This is a genomic window from Micromonospora sp. WMMD736 (assembly GCF_049179015.1).
Lineage (GTDB): Bacteria > Actinomycetota > Actinomycetes > Mycobacteriales > Micromonosporaceae > Micromonospora.
In genome coordinates this window covers 972,231-988,078 of record NZ_JBMHMI010000001.1, presented here as the reverse complement: position 1 = coordinate 988,078, position 15,848 = coordinate 972,231, and the positions used below count along the sequence as shown (strand labels likewise).

Below are 15,848 nucleotides of genomic sequence, written 5' to 3'. Positions count from 1 at the left end.
GGCACGGTAATCGACCGTCGAGATCCCCGTCAATGTGTCCGTCCGGTTGCGTGCGGATGTCGCGAACTAGCCGACCCCGTCCAGCTCGGCGTGCAGCGCCTCCGGCGCGCGCATCCGCCACGCGTCGGTCACCAGCTCGCTGAGCCGGTCGACGTCGACCGCCGCCAGGCGCAGCAGCACCAGCGGCAGGCCGTCGTACCCGGGTGTGGTGAAGAAGATCTCGGGTTCGCCGAGCAGCAGGGCCTGCTTCTCGGCCTCGTCCCCGACGAACAGCACGGCGATGTCGAGTCGGATCACCCGTGGCCGGCCCGGCACGCGCTCCGGATACGACCAGACGAAACCCTTGTCGGCCACCCGGAAGTCGAAGCCCTCGCTGTCGATCTCGACCGTGTGGGGCAGGGCCAGGGCCAGGCGGCGGACGTCGTCCGCGTCAGCCACCGGGACCCCGCACATCGCGCGCCATCCGCATGCGCAGAGACTACGCATCGGGACCGACAGACTCAGCCGGACAGGTCGACGGCCGCGGCGCCCACGACGACCCGGTCGGTCTCGCGCTGGACGTAACCGATCACCGAGGCCTGGGCCGGGTCGAGGTCCGGCGGCACGGCCAGCTCCACCCGCCCCCGCTCGGCGTGCAGTGGTGTCGACGCGAAGGCGCGAACCACGTTGTCCTGCCGCAGCGTCCGGCCGGCGTTCTCGCCCCGCGCGATCGCGCTGTCCAGCCCACGCTGCACGACCGCCACGTTCACCACCGCGCGCTCCGGCGGCCGCTCGACCCGGTAGTCCAGGACCATCGGCGTGCCGCCTCCGCCGAGCTGCGGGACCGACACCGTCAGAGGCGCGGCGACGGCCGACGCCAGCGCCGACGCGATGGCGCTCGCCGCCCGGCCCCGGTCGGACCCGACGAACTCGACGGTGCCGTTGACGATCATCTGCGGGGTGTAGAGACGTCCGGAGCCGAAGGCGCGGGCGTACGCCTCCTGCCGCGCGGTGTGTGCCGCGTCCGCGAACTGGTCGGGCCAGCCCAGGTCGTCCCAGTAGTCGACGTGGAACCCGAGGGCGAAGACCGGCTCCCCACGCGTGCGGGCGTCCCGCTCGATCTCGATGAGCAGCTCCTCGGCGGGCGGGCAGCTGTTGCAGCCCTGGGAGGTGAACAGCTCGACGACGGCGACACCGCCGCCGGTCGCCGTCGACGGCTGACCCGGCGATGGGTTGGTCATGTCACGTCTCCTCCCCGAGAACTGGTGGCCGCTCTGCGATTCCCGTTACCGCGCCGACGACGCCTGGTCAGCGAGGCCGTCACGGCTCTCGGTGCGCTCCTGTAGCACAAATCCCCCGTTAAGCGTGACGTTGCCACTTACGGGTAAGCAGCCGCCAAGCGGGATCTTCCTCCGATAGCTTGCGAATGAGAGAAAAACTCTCATTCGTCGTGAGTTGCGGCTAAGGAGATCAGTGATGAAGCGCAGCGTAGCGCTAGCGGCGGCCCTCCTGGTGGGTCTGACCAGCGCCGGAACACTTCCCGGCGCCGCCTTCGCGGATGGCGGGCCCGCGGGTGGCCACGATGATCGCGCAGGACACGGGCATCACCGGGACAGCGAGGGCGCGGTCTTCGTCCAGACCAACAAGGCCGAGGGCAACACCATCAAGGTGTACGAGCGCGACGAGGACGGCCAGCTCAGCAAGGCGGGGGAGTACGAGACCGGCGGCCTCGGCGGCTTCACGATCGGCCCGCCGGTCGACGCGCTGGCGTCACAGGGTTCGTTGGTCTACCACCGTGGGCTGCTGTTCGCCGTGAACGCCGGCAGCAACACCGTGACCGTCTTCGACGTCGACGGCACCCGGCTGCACAAGCGGCAGGTGATCTGGTCCGGAGGGCTGCTCCCGGTCAGCGTCGCGGTCCGCGACAACCTCGTCTACGTGCTCAACGCCGGTGGCGAAGGCTCGGTGCAGGGCTTCGAGCTGGACAAGGGGCGTCTGTCGCCGATCCACGGCGCCAACCGCTCGCTCGGCCTGCACAACGGCAACCCGCCCGCGTTCATGACCGCCCCGGCGCAGGTCAAGATCGACCCGGACCGCGAGTTCGTCCTGGTCTCGACCAAGGCGGCCAACGTCATGTTCAGCTACGAGATCGGTCGCCACGGCGAACTGTCCCGCCACCCGGTCATCAGTGACGCCGGGTCCGCGCCGTTCGGCTTCACCTTCGACACCGAGGACTCTGTGCTGGTCACCGAGTCGGGCAGCAACGAGGTCAGCCGGTTCGACCTCGACGAGGACGGCGCCCTCGACCAGGTCGGGCCCTCGGTGCCGAACGGTCAGCAGGCGCCCTGCTGGATCCAGCGGGTCGGCGACTACTTCTACGTCGCGAACGCCGGCAGCTCCACGATCAGCGCGTACCGGGTCGACGACGACGGCAAGCTCGAACTCGTCCACGCCGTTGCCGCCGACACCGGCGGAGGCGCGATCGACATGACCACCAGCGACGGTTTCCTGTACGTGCAGAACGCCGCCGCCGGCAACGTGCAGGGCTACGAGGTGAACGACGACGGTTCCCTTCGCCTCGTCACCACCGTCGAGGGCCTGCCGAAGTTCACCGACGGCATCGGCATGGAGGGCATCGCCGCCTCCTGACGATCGACACGTCGCCGGTCCCGGTCGCTTGCGGCCGGGACCGGCGACGTGTCTCCTTCCGCCGCGGACATGACAACTGTGTGACAAATCGGCCCGGCGGCCGATCGCCGGTTTCGGCGGGGCCGGGCGTGGGGCAACCAGACGTCGCTGACGACAACACATTCGGAAGGGACGGCCCCCGTGGAAATCCAGGGCTTCTTCACCGCGATCATCATCGGCCTGGTCATCGGCGCCCTCGGCCGCCTGGTGGTTCCCGGCAAGCAGAACATCTCGATCGTGCTCACCCTCGCGATCGGCGTGCTCGCCGCGATCCTCGGCACGCTCGTCGCCGGCGCCCTCGGCGTCGACGACACCGCCGGCATCGACTGGATCGAGCTGCTCCTGCAGGTCGTGTTCGCCGCGATCGGGGTGGCCGCCACCGCCGCCGCGCTGGGTCGGCGGCGCCCCTGACGTCCCGCTCCCTCGGGCCCGCAGGCCCCCGCACGCCCGTGGCGACGACCGGTCGCCACGGGCGCTGTGCTTGGATGATCCGGTGGACTTCACCGTGACAGACGTGCCAGCGCGGGAACGGTTCGAGGCGCGCGACGAGGCGGGCACGGTCGCCGGGATCGTCACCTACCAGCTGACCGGCGCCATCATCGCCTACACCCACACCGAGGTCGACCCGGCGTACGAGGGCCGGGGCGTCGGCTCGACCCTGGCGCGCGCCGTCATGGACGACGCGCGCGCCAAGGGCCGCAGCGTGGTGCCGATCTGCCCGTTCCTCGCGGAGTGGCTGGTCAAGCACCCCGAGTACGAGGACATCGTCGTACGGTCGACCCGCAAGGTGAAGTAGCGACGGCTACTGGGTGCGGTGACGTTCGATCGTCTCGGCGATCCGCTTGATCCGGCGGAGTCGGGCGTCCCAGGTCGCGCCGACGGCCGTCAACTGGGCGACCGCGCGGGCCAGTTGCGCCTCGTCGACCCGGTAGTGCCGCTCCCGACCGGCGGGCGCGGAGGAGATCAGGCCCACCCGGTCCAGGACGGCCAGGTGCTTCGAGACGGCCTGGCGGGTGACGGGAAGCCGTTCGCTCAGTGACGTGGCGGTGCCGGGCCCGCCGGTGAGCAGCAGGTCGATCATGCTGCGCCGGATGGGATCCCCGATCGCCGACCAGAGGACGTCGTCGACCGCGGTGGTCATGACGCGGCGACCAGCCGGGCGACGTACGCGCCGAGGGCCGGAACGTAGTGGTTCCATCCGCCGACGTGGTCCTGGTACTGCTTCTCCAGCACCGCGATCTCCCAGCCCATCTCGCGGAAGCCGGTCTCCGTCATGCGGAGCCGGGTCCCCGTCGCGGTGGGAACGAGATCGAAGGTGACCAGCAGCGACTGCCCGCCCCGGTCCGGCTCGGTGAAGCACCACCGGAAGGAGAACCGCCTCGGCGGGTCCACGTCGACGACGGCGAGGTCGACGGTCGTCGTCGCGCCGGTCTCGGCGTCGCGCCACACCAGCTCGCCGGGAGCGCCCGGGCCCGGCTCGAACCGGGCGTCGTCGGGCCACCACTCGCGTACGTGCTCGGGCTGGCTGATGACCTCGAAGACCACCTCGGGTGAGGCGTCGATGTCGATGTCGCGTTCGATCACTCCGTACTCCATGCGTACCACCCTCTCGCAACCTTTGGTTGCGTCACGGTACAACGGCCCGGCGGCAACGTGCAACCTTTCGTTGCATGTTGCGCGGCCGGCGCGGAGTGTGCGCTGACGGTACGGTCCAGGGTGGCCGCCCCGCGCCGTCGTGCCGCCACGTCCCCCCGGGAGACCTGAACGATGACTGCCTCCGTCCTCCGCGCCCTGCACCACGACCGCCCCGCCGGCGACCCGCTCGTCCTGCCGAACGCCTGGGACGCGGGCAGCGCCCGGGTCTTCGCCGACGCCGGCTTCGACGCGCTCGCCACGCCCAGCGCCGGCGTGGCGGCCTCGCTCGGCTACGAGGACGGCTCGACCCCACCCGCCGAGATGTTCGCCGCGGTGGCGAGGATCGTCCGGGCCGTGTCCGTACCGGTCTCCGCCGACGTCGAGGACGGGTACGGGCTGGCCCCCGCCGAACTGGTCGAGCGGCTGCTGGAGGCCGGCGCGGTCGGCTGCAACCTGGAGGACTCCGAGGGGCACGCCACGCTCAAGGACCCGCAGCGGCACGCCGACTGGCTGGCCGAGGTGCGCGCGGCGGCCGGCGACGCGCTCGTCGTCAACGCGCGCGTCGACACGTTCCTGTTCGGCACGGGCGATCCGGCCGACGCGATCGCCCGTGCGAAGCTCTACGTGGCGGCGGGAGCCGACTGCGTGTACCCGCTGCTGGCCCCCACCGAGGTGCTTCCGGTGCTGCGCGAGGGCATCACCGGCCCGATCAACATGGCCGCCGCGCCGAACCGGGAGTCGGTGGCCGAGTTGGCCCGCCACGGCGCCACCCGGATCACGTTCGGCCCGGGCCTGCAGCGGTACGCGATGGCCGCGATCGGCGACCTGGCGGCGAACCTGCGACCCTAGGGTCGGTGGCCCGACCGCAGGCCGCCTGGTTCCGGACCGCGTCAGCCGTTGAAGTCCGTCAGCATGCGGATCCGGTCGAAGCCGCGTTGGGTCGCTGGTGCTCAGGCCGCGTCGACGCGGGCCGCCAGGGCGTCCACGAGCCGGCGGGCCGAGCCGGCCAGGTTCCACCGGCCGGCCAGGTCGAGCAGCCGCTCCGGGTCGGCGGGTGCCGTCGGCAGCGCGGTGGGCAGCTCCGGCAGGGCCACGTCCAGGGCCACCCGGACCACCGTCGGCGCGACGGTGAGGTAGTCGCGGGCGCCCGCCAGCTTGGTGCGCAGGCCCGGCGCGAAGGACGAGTCGGAGTCGTCCAGGGCGGCCAGGATGCCGTCGATGCTGCCGTACCGCTCGATCAACCTTGCGGCGGTCTTCTCGCCGACGCCCGGCACCCCGGGCAGCCCGTCGCTGGGGTCGCCGCGCAGGGCGGCGAAGTCGGCGTACCGGTCCGCCGGCACGCCGTAGCGGGCCCGCACCGCCGCGTCGTCGCAGTCGTCGAGCTTGGCCACGCCGCGCCCGACGTAGAGCAGGCGTACGTCCCGGGCGTCGTCGACGAGCTGGAACAGGTCCCGGTCGCCGGAGACCACCTCGACCGGGCCCGGCTGGGTCACCGACAGGGTGCCGAGCACGTCGTCGGCCTCGTAGCCGTTCGCGCCCACGGCGGTGATGCCGACCGCGTCGAGGACCTCCAGGATCATCGGCACCTGGGGGGAGAGCGTGTCGGGGACGACCTCGCCGCCCTGCGGGGCCACCCGGTGCGCCTTGTACGACGGCAGCAGCTCGACCCGCCACGCCGGCCGCCAGTCGTAGTCCAGCGCGCACACCATCCGGTCGGCGCCCCGACCACGGATGAGCGTGGCGAGCATGTCGAGGAAGCCGCGTACCGCGTTGACGGGCGTACCGTCCTCGGTGCGCGCGGCGGACTCCGGGATGCCGAAGTAGGCCCGGAAGTAGAGGCTGGGTGCGTCGATCAGCAGGATCGGGGATCGGTGTGCCACGCCCGACAGCCTGGCACAGCCCACCGACGATCAGCGGTACGCCCGGCCGGCCGGCGGCGTCAGCGCGGCTCGTCGCGCCGGTAGACGGTGTCACGGCGGGCGAGGTGCTGCACGAGGTAGCTGGTCACCAGCAGCAGGATCGCGGCCACCACCTCCACCCAGGCGGCGACGCCGTCGGCCACGGTCAAGCCGATCACGAGCAGGACCAAGCCGAGGAGGGCGAGGACGCCGGCCCACAGTTGCCGACGACGGCGGGTCGCCGCCCGGTTCGCGTCGTTCGATGCCACGTCCGTCCTCCCCGCCCGGGAGCCACCGTGCGGACGGCCCGATCCCAGGCTATGGCCCCCGCCCCGGTCCTACCGGGGAAACCAGCGTGCGGGCCGGCCCGGGGAGGGCGCAGACTGCCGGTGTGGCGTTCCTTCCCGGCCTGGTGCTGGCCCGCCGGTACCACGACGAGGTGGTCGCGCCGATCCTGCGCGGTCGCCTCCCTGGCCTGCGGTACGCGGCGGGGCTGCTCGACGGTGGCTCGGAGGTGCTCGGCCTGGACACCGCCCGGTCCACCGACCACGACTGGGGTCCTCGGGTGCAGGTGTTCGTCGGGCCGGCCGACGTCGCCGCGATCCCGGGGCTGCGCGCCGTGCTGGATGCCGACCTGCCGACGGAGTTCCTCGGCTGGCCCACGCGTTTCGCCGAGGACGACGGTCGGCTGGGCGTCGCCGACGCGGCCGGGACGCGGCACGGAATCACGATCGACGAGGTGGCCCTGTGGTGGCGTCGACGGCTCGGGTTCGACCCGGTGGCCGGGGTCGGCACGGCGGACTGGCTGGCGTGCCCCACCCAGCGGCTCGCCGAGGTGACGGGCGGCGAGGTCTTCCACGACTCTCTCGACGGGGCGTTGACGGCCCGGCGGGACGCGGTGCGGTGGTATCCGCCGGACGTGTGGCGGTACGTCCTGGCCGCGACGTGGACCCGGGTCGCGCAGGCTGAGCACCTGCCCGGCCGGTGCGCCGAGGCCGGCGACGAATTGGGGAGCCGGATCGTCACCGGGGGCCTCGCCAGGGACCTGCTACGGCTCGGTCTGCTGCTGCGTCGACGCTGGCCGCCGTACGACAAATGGCTCGGCACTTCCTTCGCCGCACTGCCCGACGCGGCCCCGGTGGTCGCGGCGCTGGCCGAGGCGGTCGGCCCGGCCGACTGGACCCGACGCCAGGCCGGTCTGGTCGCGGCGTTGGAGACCATGGCCCGGTGGACCGACGACGCGGGCCTGGCCGAGCCGGTACACGCCCGGGCCATCCCGTTTCACCGCCGGCCGTTCCTGGTGCTGCGTGCCGAGCGCGTCGCCGCCGCGCTCCGCGCCGCCGTGACCGACCCGACCGTGCGCGACCGACCGCTGGTGGGTGCCGTCGACCAGTACGTGCACAGCGTCGACGTGCTCGGCCACGCGGCCAGGGCCCGCCGGGTGGCGGACGGTCTGTGGTCGGACGCGCTCACCGACCAGTGGTGACGACCGGACGCCGGCTCTCGTCGCGGTCGCGGTCGTGGTCGGTGAGGTCGTGCAGGCGCCGGACGGGGGAGAACAGCAGCGCCAGGGGCGCACCGACCAGGGTCGCCGCGAAGACGAACAAGGTGGCGCGCGCGCCGAGCGGGCCGGCCAGCGCGCCGGCGACCAGCCCGCCGACCGGGATCGCGCCCCAGGAGACGAACCGCACGGTCGCCATCACCCGGGAGAGCAGCTCGGGTGGGCTGGCGATCTGCCGGTACGTCCGGGTGGTCACGCTGAGCACGACCGTGCCGAGAGAGAAGACGATGCTCCCGGCGGCGAAGGCGGCGTACGCGGCCCAACCGGTGCCCACGGGAATGGTGCAGCGCGAACTGGGCGCCGCAGACGAGGTTCATCGCCGTCGCGGCCCACATGCACGGCCCGATGACCGGGTGGTACGCGGCGTAGCGCCAGCCCTCACGGATCAGCTCTCCGACCGGCGGCCAGTGCTCGGGGGCGTCGACGCGGCGCGCGGGCAGCGTACGCAGGAGAGCCGCGGAGACGAGGTAGCTGGCCGAGTCGACGAGCAGGGTGGGCACCGCGCCGAGCGCCTGCACCGCGAGCCCGCCGAGGGATGGGCCGCTGAGCAGGGTCGCGGCGTGGGTGGCTGAGGTGAGGCTGTTGCGCGACTGCAACTGTTCGCGCTCGACGATGCTGGGCAGGAAGGTCGAGTTGGCCACGTCGAACAACACGTTGGCGAAGCTGACGACGAGCGCGGTGACCACCAGGTGGGCCACCGTGAGCTGCCCCCACCACCAGGCCAGGGGGATCGACGCGACGGCGACGGCCCGGGCCACGTCCGCACCGACCTGGGCGCCGCGCAGCGGCAGGCGCTGCACGATGACACCGGCGGGTAGGCCGATCACGATCCAGGCGACGTAGCTGGCGGCGGCGATCAGACCCATCTGCCAGGCGGAGGCGTCCAGGACGACCAGCGCGGTCAGCGGCAGGGCCACCGCGCCGACCGCCGACCCGACCAGGCTGGTCGTGCCGGCGGTCCACCAGCGCCAGAACACCCCGGCCCGTTCGTCGACGTGCATGTCGTCGGCCCCCGTTCGTCGCGCCGGTGCGTTCGGTTGCACAGTGCGTTCCAAACTGGAACTGACTATAGTCAGATGAGGACGGAGGGAGGAAGCGGGTGCGACGTGAGGACCTCGCCGACGCGGACTGCGGCATCGCGCAGGCGCTCGGGGTGCTGGGGGACTGGTGGACGTTCCTCATCGTGCGCGACGTCGCGGGCGGCACGACCCGCTTCGACGCGCTCCAGCGTGAGCTGGGCGTCAGCCGACGGGCGTTGACCGAACGCCTGGCCGCGCTGGTGGAGCACGGCGTACTGGAACGTCGCCCGTACTCCGCGCACCCGCCCCGGCACGACTACCTGCTCAGCGCGAGGGGCGAGGGCCTGCTGCCGGTGCTGATCGCCCTACAGGACTGGGGAACGAGGCACCTGATGGGTGACGGGGAACTGACCGCGACCGCCGACGACGCCTCCGCCGAGGCGCGACGGGTGCAGCACCTCGTCGGACGGCGGCTGCCCGAGATCGTCCTGCCCGGGGCGGACGGACGGGCGGTCCCCGTGTCCACGCCGGACGAGTGGTGCGTCCTCTACCTCTTCCCGGGCGCGTACGCGCCGGGCGTGAACGCCTATCCGCCCGGCTGGGCCGACATCCCCGGTGCGCGGGGCTGCACCCTGGAGTCGACCACCTACGCCGACCGGTATCCGCGGTTCCGGGACCTGGGGGTGCGGGTGTACGGCGTCAGTACCCAACGGCCGGACCAGCTCGCCGACTTCACCGCGTACGCCGGCTTGCCGTTTCCGCTGCTGTCCGACCAGGACGGCCGGCTCGCCGCCGGTCTGCTGCTGCCCACCTTCCGGGCCGGCGGGGTGACCCGGTTCAAGCGACTGACGATGTTGGTCGACCCGACGTCGGTGGTGCGGGCGGTGCAGTTCCCGGTCACCGACCCGGCCGGGTCGGTCGACGAGATGCTGGCCCTGGCCCGCGACCGAACGACGATCCCCGGCTGACGCGGGGCGTCAACCGGGGATCGGGCGTACGGGTCGGGTCAGGCCGGGAGCGTCCAGCGCTGGTTGGCGCCGGCGAAGCACTCCCAGATCTGCAGGCGGGTGCCGTCGGCCGAGGTGTTGTCGGTGACGTCCAGGCACTTGTTGGACTGCGGGTTGCGCAGCGTGCCGTTGGACTGCGCCTGCCACACCTGCGCGCCGCTGCCGTTGCAGTCGTAGAGCTGCACCTTCGCGCCGTTCGCCGTGGAGCCGCTGGTGATGTCGGCGCACTTGCCCAGGGCGCGCAGCGTGCCGTCGGTGGCCACGGTCCAGGTCTGCGCGGTGGTGCCGTTGCAGGTGTAGAGCTGTACGGCGGCGCCGTTGGCGGTGCTCGCGGCCGCCACGTCGACGCACTTGCCGCCGAGCCCGGTGATCCGGCCGGTACGGCCCGACGGCGGCGGGGTGGTGCCGCCCATGATGGTGTCGTACATGGCGCTCACCAGCGAGGTGGAGCCGGTGGTGTCCTGCGACAGCTCCCAGTTCATCACGCCGCCGGCGTTGGCCAGGGCCCACTGCGTCTTGCGCTTGACGGTCGGGATGCCGTTGTAGCACTGCTGCGCGCCGCCGGCCGTGGTGCAGTCCCGGTTGGCGTTGGCCGGGTCCAGGGCGACGAGCGCCGAGTACGTGTAGTAGCCGGGGCGGCTGTAGAAGGGGATGCCGAGGACGGCCTTGCTGGCCGGCAGTCCACGGGACTTCCACAGGTTGATGCTGTTGATCGACCAGTCGTAGTTGGAGTGCGGGCTGCCGCCGTCGTACGCCATGATGTTGAGCCAGTCGACCTGGCTGAACACGGCGGTCGGCACGCCGTCGAGGTAGTAGCCCTCGGAGACGACGGCGGCGGTGAGCAGCTTGCCGCGGCTGTGCATCGCGCTGCCGAGCTGGGTCATGAGCTGGGTGTAGTTGTTGGCCGAGGCGCCCGGGTCGGGGTACTCCCAGTCCATGTCGACGCCGTCGAGGTTGTACTGGTTGACGAAGTTGACCAGGTTGTTGACGAACGCCGTCCGGCTGCCGGAGTTGGCCGCGAGGGCTTCGAAGGCCGAGTCGTTGCCGTCGTTCCAGCCGCCGACGGCGATGGAGACCTTGACGTTGTTGGCGTGTGCCTGGGAGACGAGCGAGGAGAGCTTGCTCGGGTTCTCCACGGCGCGCAGGCTGCCGTCGTTGTTGGGCAGCACGAAGGCGTAGTTGATGTGGGTGAGCTTGTTGTACTGGATCGTGTTGACGTTGCCGGCCCACGAGGGCATGTAGCCGACGCTCTTGAAACCGTTCGGCAGCACCACGGCCTGCGCGGCGGTGGGGACGAGGGCGACGGTGGTGGCGGCGGTGGCCAGGGCGAGCAGGCCGGCGCTGACGGCGCGGCGCAGTGGTGAGGACATGGGGGCCTTCCCGTGGGCGGGGGACGACACCCGCCCACGCAGGGTGTCGCGGGCGGGAGGTGCGGGGACGCAGGAACGGGTGGGCCTCGAGGTGGCCAAATCTTAAAGAGTGTTAACTGTCCGAGTCAATCAACGCCGGTGGATTTCCGTCGCGGGACGTACGCGGCTGCCGGCAGTCCCCAAACGACCGTTAAGCTGACGGGGTGGGAACCGACGAGCTGTACCCGCCGGACCGGCTGGTCGCCGCGCAGCGCGCCACCGCCGCTGCCGGCCTGGACGCGCTGCTGCTCACCCCCGGCTCCGACCTGCGCTACCTGACCGGCTACGACGCCCACGCGGGGGAGCGGCTGACCTGCCTGGTGCTGCCCGCCGAGGGCGAGCCCACGCTCGTCGTGCCCCGACTGGAACGCCCGGCCGCCGAGGCGGCGGCCACCACCGGTCTGCGCATCGTCGACCACGCCGACGGCGCTGATCCGTACCCCCTGGTCGTGGCGGCCCTCGACGGCCCGGCGGCGGCGGTCGGGCTCGCCGACCGGATGTGGGCCGAGCAGGTCCTGGCCCTGCGCGCGGCACTGCCCGGCGCCGCGCAGCGGCTCGCCGGGGAGGTGCTGCGCGAGCTGCGGATCCGCAAGTCCCCGGCGGAGATCGCGGCGCTCGCCCAGGCCGGCGCCGCCATCGACGAGGTGCACCTGCGGATGGGCGAGTGGCTGCGACCCGGGCGCACCGAGGTCGAGGTGGCCGTCGACATCGCCGCCGCGATCCGCGCCGCCGGGCACGTCAGCGTCGACTTCGTCATCGTGGCCGCCGGCCCCAACGGGGCGAGCCCGCACCACGGCACCTCGGACCGGCCGATCGGCGTCGGCGAGCCGGTGGTGGTCGACATCGGCGGCACCATGCCGTCGGGCTACCGCTCGGACTGCACCCGCACCTATCTGGCGGGCGGGCCCGCGCCGGCCGAGTTCGTGGAGTACTACGCGGTGCTGCACGCCGCCCAGCGCGCGGCGGTGGCGGCGGTCCGGCCCGGCATCACCGCGGCGGCGGCCGACGCGGCGGCCCGGACGCCCATCACCGCCGCCGGATACGGTGACGCGTTCCTGCACCGCACCGGGCACGGCATCGGCCTGGACGGTCACGAGGAGCCCTACCTGGTGGCCGGGAACGACCGGCCGCTGGAGGCCGGCATGGCGTTCTCCATCGAACCGGGCGTCTACCTGGCGGGCCGGCACGGCGCCCGCATCGAGGACATCGTCGTCTGCACGACAGGCGGCGTGCAACGGCTCAACACCACCCCCACGGAGCTCATCGCGCTATGACTGTCGACCGGATCCTCCCCACCGACGAGGCCCACGACCTGCTGGACCTCGCTACCGAGCTGGCCGACCGCGAGTTGGCGCCCAAGGCCGCCGGCTTCGAGGAACGCGCCGAGTTCCCCCGCGAGGTGCTGCGCACGATCGGCCGCGCCGGCCTGCTCGGCCTGCCGTACGCCGAGGAGCACGGCGGCGCGGCGCAGCCGTACGAGGTGTACCTCCAGGTGCTGGAGATCCTGGCCAGCCGCTGGCTCGCGGTCGCCGAGGCGGTCAGCGTGCACACCCTGAGCTGCTACCCGGTGGCCGCGTTCGGCACCGACGAGCAGCGCAAGCTGCTGCCGGACATGCTCGGCGGCGAGCTGCTCGGCGCGTACTGCCTCTCCGAGCCGCAGGGTGGCTCGGACGCGGCGGCGCTGAGCACCCGGGCGGTCCGTGACGGCGACGCGTACGTCCTCTCCGGCACCAAGGCGTGGATCACCCACGCGCACAGCGCCGACTTCTACAACGTCTTCTGCCGCACCGGCGGACCCGGCCCGAAGGGCATCTCCTGCCTGCTGGCCGACTCCGGTACGGCCGGTATCGCGCCGCAGGCGGCGGAGCGGACCATGGGGCTGCGCTCCTCGCCGGTGGCACAGATCGTCTTCGACGGGGCGCGGGTGCCCGCCGACCGGCTGGTCGGCGGCGAGGGAGCGGGCTTCACCATCGCGATGTCCGCGCTGGACTCGGGCCGGCTCGGCATCGCGGCCTGCGCGGTCGGGCTCGCTCAGGGGGCGCTGGACTACGCCGTCGGCTACGCGCGGGAGCGCCAGCAGTTCGGTCGGTCCATCATCGACTTCCAGGGTCTGGGCTTCCTGCTCGCCGACGCGGCCACCCAGATCTCCGCCGCCCGTGCGTTGACGCTCGCGGCGGCGCGACTGCGCGACGCCGGGCGGCCGTACTCGATCGAGGCGGCGAAGGCGAAGCTGTTCGCCACCGACATGGCGATGCGGGTGACCGCCGACGCCGTGCAGGTGCTCGGCGGTGCCGGCTACGTGGCCGACCACCCGGTCGAGCGGTACATGCGCGAGGCGAAGGTGCTGCAGATCGTGGAGGGCACCAACCAGATCCAGCGGTTGGTGATCTCCCGGGCACTCGCGAAGAGCTGACCAGGCCCCGGGCGGCGCGGCGGGGATCCTCGTCGCCGTCGCGCCGATTTCCCGGTAGGTTGCTCGCCGTGGAGGAGATCGACCGCGCCATCGTCGCCGCCCTGACCGCTGACGGCCGCCTGTCGTACACCGACCTGGCCGAGCGGGTGGGCCTCTCGGTGTCCGCCGTGCACCAGCGGGTGCGGCGGCTGGAGCAACGCGGTGTCGTCAAGGGGTACGCGGCCCGGGTCTCCTTCGAGGCGCTGGACCTGCCGTTGACCGCGTTCGTGGCGATCCGGCCGTTCGACCCGTCCCAGCCGGACGACGCGCCGGAGCGGCTCGCCCACCTGCCCGAGATCGACTCGTGCTACTCGGTGGCGGGGGAGGACTTCTACCTGCTGTTGGTGCGGGTGGCCAGCCCGACGGACCTGGAGCGGGTGTTGCAGGAGATCCGCACCTCGGCGAACGTGACGACCCGGACGACGGTGGTGCTGTCCACGCCGTACGAGAACCGTCCGCCGAAGATCAGTGCCGGGGCGCCTGGTCGGTCGCGGTCCCGGGCGCCGGAGGAGCCGGCTGGTTCCACCGCAGGATGACCTGCCGGCCGTGCTCGTGACCGAGCGCGCTGACCGTCGCGGTGTCCAGCCGCAGTCGTCCGCCGGCCGACGGCGGTAGCCCGATCCAGCGGGCGCCGAGCACCCGCAGGCTGTGCGCGTGGCCGACCAGGGCCACGGTGCCGCGGTCGAGCAACGGGGTGACGCGGGCCAGCACCCGGTCGAGACGCTCGCCCACCTGGGCGGGTGACTCCCCGCCGGGGCAGCCGTCGGTCCAGATGTTCCAGTGCGGGTCGTCGTCGTGGATGTCGACGGTGGTGCGGCCCTCGTACTCGCCGTAGTTCCACTCGCTGAGGTTTTCGTCGACGGCGTCGACGGTGAGCCCGGCGAGCTGCGCGGTGCGCAGCGCCCGGGAGCGGGGGCTGGCCAGGACGGTCGCGAAGCGCCGGCCGGCGAGGAACGCCGCGAGGGTGCGCGCCTGTCGCTCGCCGTCGGGGGTCAGCTCCAGGTCGGTGTACGAGGTGTGCCGCAGGCTGGCGCTCCAGGTGGTCTCGCCGTGCCGGATCAGCAGGAGCTCTCCCATGCGGCCAGTTAACCACCGTGGCGGCATGGCCCGGGCCACCCTCCCTCAACCTATCTTCCTAGGATGCCTTAGCGGGTGTGTGGACCGGCACCACCGGTTTCAGCACCCGAAGACCGGGCAAGCGAGCGGCGACAACCGCCAGACCGAGGAGGCGCGATGAGCTTCACCGAGAAGGCAAAGAACAAGGTCGAGCAGATGGCCGGCGCCGCGAAGGAGCGGGTCGGCGACATGACCAACAACGAGCGGATGCGTGGCGAGGGCGCCAGTGAGCAGACTGACGCGCGCGCCAAGCAGGCCGGTCAGAACATGAAGGACGCGGGCCGCAACGTGAAGGACTCCTTCACCAAGTGACCTGAGTGGTCCACGGGTCCCCGGGTGCGCACGTCACCCGGGGACCCGTGCGTGCGTGGCCGTTAGGGTCGCGGGGTGACCGTGCTGCGTTCCGTGCTGCTGTTCCTGCTGGCTGCCCTGACCGAGATCGGCGGCGCCTGGCTGGTCTGGCAGGGTTGGCGTGAGCAACGCGGCCTGTGGTGGATAGCCGCCGGAGTGGTCGCCCTCGGCTGCTACGGCTTCGTGGCCACGTTCCAGCCGGACGCGAACTTCGGCCGTATCCTGGCCGCGTACGGCGGCGTGTTCGTGGCCGGCTCGCTGGGCTGGGCGATGGTGGTGGATGGTTTCCGCCCGGACCGCTGGGACGTGACAGGCGCACTCCTGTGCCTACTGGGCGTAGCCATCATCATGTACGCCCCCCGCACCCCGTCCCTCTAACCCCCAGCCCACCCGCCCCCACCCGCCGCCCCGCCCCCGCCCCCGCCGATCATGGAGTCGTGGCGGGGACGAAGGCCCCCGCGAGACCCCAAACCAGGCACCACAAGTCCATGATCGACGGGCAGGGGATCACGGAGCACCCCGCCGCGCCGATCTTGCACTTTCTGTGGTGGCGTACGGGGTATCTCGGGCATTCCGACGACCGAAAGTGCAAGATCGGCGGGAGGTGGGCGGGGCGGGGCGGGTGGGCTTCTGCGATGATGCGCGCGTGATGGGACCCTGGCTCCGCTCGGTGCTGGTTGTGGTGGTTCTGCTCGGCGTTGGTGGGTGCGCGGCGTCTCGGGTGCCGCCGCCG

At 72.3% G+C, this 15,848-nt stretch carries 19 protein-coding genes and 1 pseudogene; 11 read left to right on the top strand and 9 right to left on the bottom strand.

The genetic code is table 11. The features are described 5' to 3' along the window. Window positions 1-66: 66 nt before the first annotated feature. Window positions 67-438, bottom strand: coding sequence for an MmcQ/YjbR family DNA-binding protein (locus ACN269_RS04400; RefSeq protein WP_421471140.1), 372 nt, complete (start codon window positions 436-438; stop codon window positions 67-69). A gap of 62 nt (window positions 439-500) precedes the next feature. Then, window positions 501-1,220 (bottom strand): DUF1223 domain-containing protein, encoded by a 720-nt coding sequence (locus ACN269_RS04395; protein WP_421471139.1) that lies wholly within the window; start codon window positions 1,218-1,220, stop codon window positions 501-503. 235 nt (window positions 1,221-1,455) lie between these two features. Between ACN269_RS04395 and ACN269_RS04390 the strand changes: the two genes are divergently transcribed. The 3 genes from ACN269_RS04390 to ACN269_RS04380 all read left to right on the top strand — a co-directional run bounded on the left by ACN269_RS04390 (window position 1,456) and on the right by ACN269_RS04380 (window position 3,463). Continuing rightward, entirely contained in the window at window positions 1,456-2,628 is a 1,173-nt protein-coding gene (locus ACN269_RS04390) for a lactonase family protein (protein ID WP_421471138.1), read from the top strand. 180 nt (window positions 2,629-2,808) lie between these two features. Continuing rightward, entirely contained in the window at window positions 2,809-3,078 is a 270-nt protein-coding gene (locus ACN269_RS04385) for a GlsB/YeaQ/YmgE family stress response membrane protein (protein ID WP_421471137.1), read from the top strand. Between the two features lie 94 nt (window positions 3,079-3,172). Continuing rightward, on the top strand, window positions 3,173-3,463 hold the full coding sequence (locus tag ACN269_RS04380; RefSeq protein ID WP_421471136.1) for a GNAT family N-acetyltransferase: 291 nt from the start codon (window positions 3,173-3,175) through the stop codon (window positions 3,461-3,463). A gap of 6 nt (window positions 3,464-3,469) precedes the next feature. Here ACN269_RS04380 and ACN269_RS04375 read toward each other — a convergent pair whose 3' ends face one another. Together ACN269_RS04375 and ACN269_RS04370 are read right to left on the bottom strand one after the other, a co-directional pair. Next, window positions 3,470-3,808: an ArsR/SmtB family transcription factor gene (locus tag ACN269_RS04375; protein ID WP_421471135.1), complete on the bottom strand. Its 339-nt coding sequence runs from the start codon at window positions 3,806-3,808 to the stop codon at window positions 3,470-3,472. Then, the gene (locus ACN269_RS04370) at window positions 3,805-4,263 is read right to left on the bottom strand and encodes an SRPBCC family protein (RefSeq protein ID WP_421471134.1); all 459 of its coding nucleotides are present in this window, start codon (window positions 4,261-4,263) and stop codon (window positions 3,805-3,807) included. Before ACN269_RS04370 ends, ACN269_RS04375 begins: the two co-directional genes overlap by 4 nt. 171 nt (window positions 4,264-4,434) lie before the next feature. Here ACN269_RS04370 and ACN269_RS04365 point away from each other — a divergent pair, with 171 nt between their 5' ends. Beyond that, window positions 4,435-5,151, top strand: coding sequence for an isocitrate lyase/PEP mutase family protein (locus ACN269_RS04365; RefSeq protein ID WP_421471133.1), 717 nt, complete (start codon window positions 4,435-4,437; stop codon window positions 5,149-5,151). 101 nt (window positions 5,152-5,252) lie between these two features. Here the strand turns inward: ACN269_RS04365 and ACN269_RS04360 are convergent, their stop codons facing one another. Both ACN269_RS04360 and ACN269_RS04355 read right to left on the bottom strand, forming a co-directional pair. After that, the gene (locus ACN269_RS04360; RefSeq protein ID WP_421471132.1) at window positions 5,253-6,182 is read right to left on the bottom strand and encodes a 5'-3' exonuclease; all 930 of its coding nucleotides are present in this window, start codon (window positions 6,180-6,182) and stop codon (window positions 5,253-5,255) included. A 59-nt stretch (window positions 6,183-6,241) separates the two neighbouring features. Further along, entirely contained in the window at window positions 6,242-6,469 is a 228-nt protein-coding gene (locus ACN269_RS04355) for a hypothetical protein (protein WP_421471131.1), read from the bottom strand. A 122-nt stretch (window positions 6,470-6,591) separates the two neighbouring features. On the opposite strand from ACN269_RS04355, the gene ACN269_RS04350 reads away from it, so the two are divergent. Then, window positions 6,592-7,686 (top strand): DUF4037 domain-containing protein, encoded by a 1,095-nt coding sequence (locus ACN269_RS04350; protein WP_421471130.1) that lies wholly within the window; start codon window positions 6,592-6,594, stop codon window positions 7,684-7,686. Here ACN269_RS04350 and ACN269_RS04345 read toward each other — a convergent pair. Continuing rightward, a pseudogene (locus ACN269_RS04345) lies at window positions 7,670-8,762 on the bottom strand (MFS transporter). The gene ACN269_RS04350 and the pseudogene ACN269_RS04345 sit on opposite strands and share 17 nt — an antisense overlap. A gap of 98 nt (window positions 8,763-8,860) precedes the next feature. Here ACN269_RS04345 and ACN269_RS04340 point away from each other — a divergent pair. Continuing rightward, window positions 8,861-9,748: a winged helix-turn-helix transcriptional regulator gene (locus ACN269_RS04340; RefSeq protein WP_421471129.1), complete on the top strand. Its 888-nt coding sequence runs from the start codon at window positions 8,861-8,863 to the stop codon at window positions 9,746-9,748. Between the two features lie 38 nt (window positions 9,749-9,786). Here ACN269_RS04340 and ACN269_RS04335 read toward each other — a convergent pair whose 3' ends face one another. After that, complete coding sequence (locus ACN269_RS04335) at window positions 9,787-11,157, bottom strand: glycosyl hydrolase family 18 protein (RefSeq protein WP_421471128.1); 1,371 nt, start codon at window positions 11,155-11,157, stop codon at window positions 9,787-9,789. 203 nt (window positions 11,158-11,360) lie between these two features. Here ACN269_RS04335 and ACN269_RS04330 point away from each other — a divergent pair, with 203 nt between their 5' ends. From ACN269_RS04330 to ACN269_RS04320, 3 genes are all read left to right on the top strand, one after another. After that, window positions 11,361-12,470: a M24 family metallopeptidase gene (locus ACN269_RS04330; protein ID WP_421471127.1), complete on the top strand. Its 1,110-nt coding sequence runs from the start codon at window positions 11,361-11,363 to the stop codon at window positions 12,468-12,470. Next, a complete protein-coding gene (locus ACN269_RS04325) occupies window positions 12,467-13,609 on the top strand; it encodes an acyl-CoA dehydrogenase family protein (protein ID WP_421471126.1) in 1,143 nt (380 codons plus the stop codon). The genes ACN269_RS04330 and ACN269_RS04325 overlap by 4 nt, the downstream gene beginning before the upstream one ends. A 68-nt stretch (window positions 13,610-13,677) precedes the next feature. Continuing rightward, a complete protein-coding gene (locus tag ACN269_RS04320) occupies window positions 13,678-14,184 on the top strand; it encodes an Lrp/AsnC family transcriptional regulator (RefSeq protein ID WP_355051132.1) in 507 nt (168 codons plus the stop codon). Here the strand turns inward: ACN269_RS04320 and ACN269_RS04315 are convergent. After that, window positions 14,114-14,725, bottom strand: coding sequence for a histidine phosphatase family protein (locus ACN269_RS04315; RefSeq protein ID WP_421471125.1), 612 nt, complete (start codon window positions 14,723-14,725; stop codon window positions 14,114-14,116). The genes ACN269_RS04320 and ACN269_RS04315 overlap by 71 nt on opposite strands. 156 nt (window positions 14,726-14,881) lie before the next feature. Between ACN269_RS04315 and ACN269_RS04310 the strand changes: the two genes are divergently transcribed. Then, window positions 14,882-15,076 (top strand): CsbD family protein, encoded by a 195-nt coding sequence (locus tag ACN269_RS04310; protein ID WP_421471124.1) that lies wholly within the window; start codon window positions 14,882-14,884, stop codon window positions 15,074-15,076. A 75-nt stretch (window positions 15,077-15,151) separates the two neighbouring features. Next, a complete protein-coding gene (locus tag ACN269_RS04305; protein WP_421471123.1) occupies window positions 15,152-15,493 on the top strand; it encodes a YnfA family protein in 342 nt (113 codons plus the stop codon). Window positions 15,494-15,848: the final 355 nt, after the last annotated feature.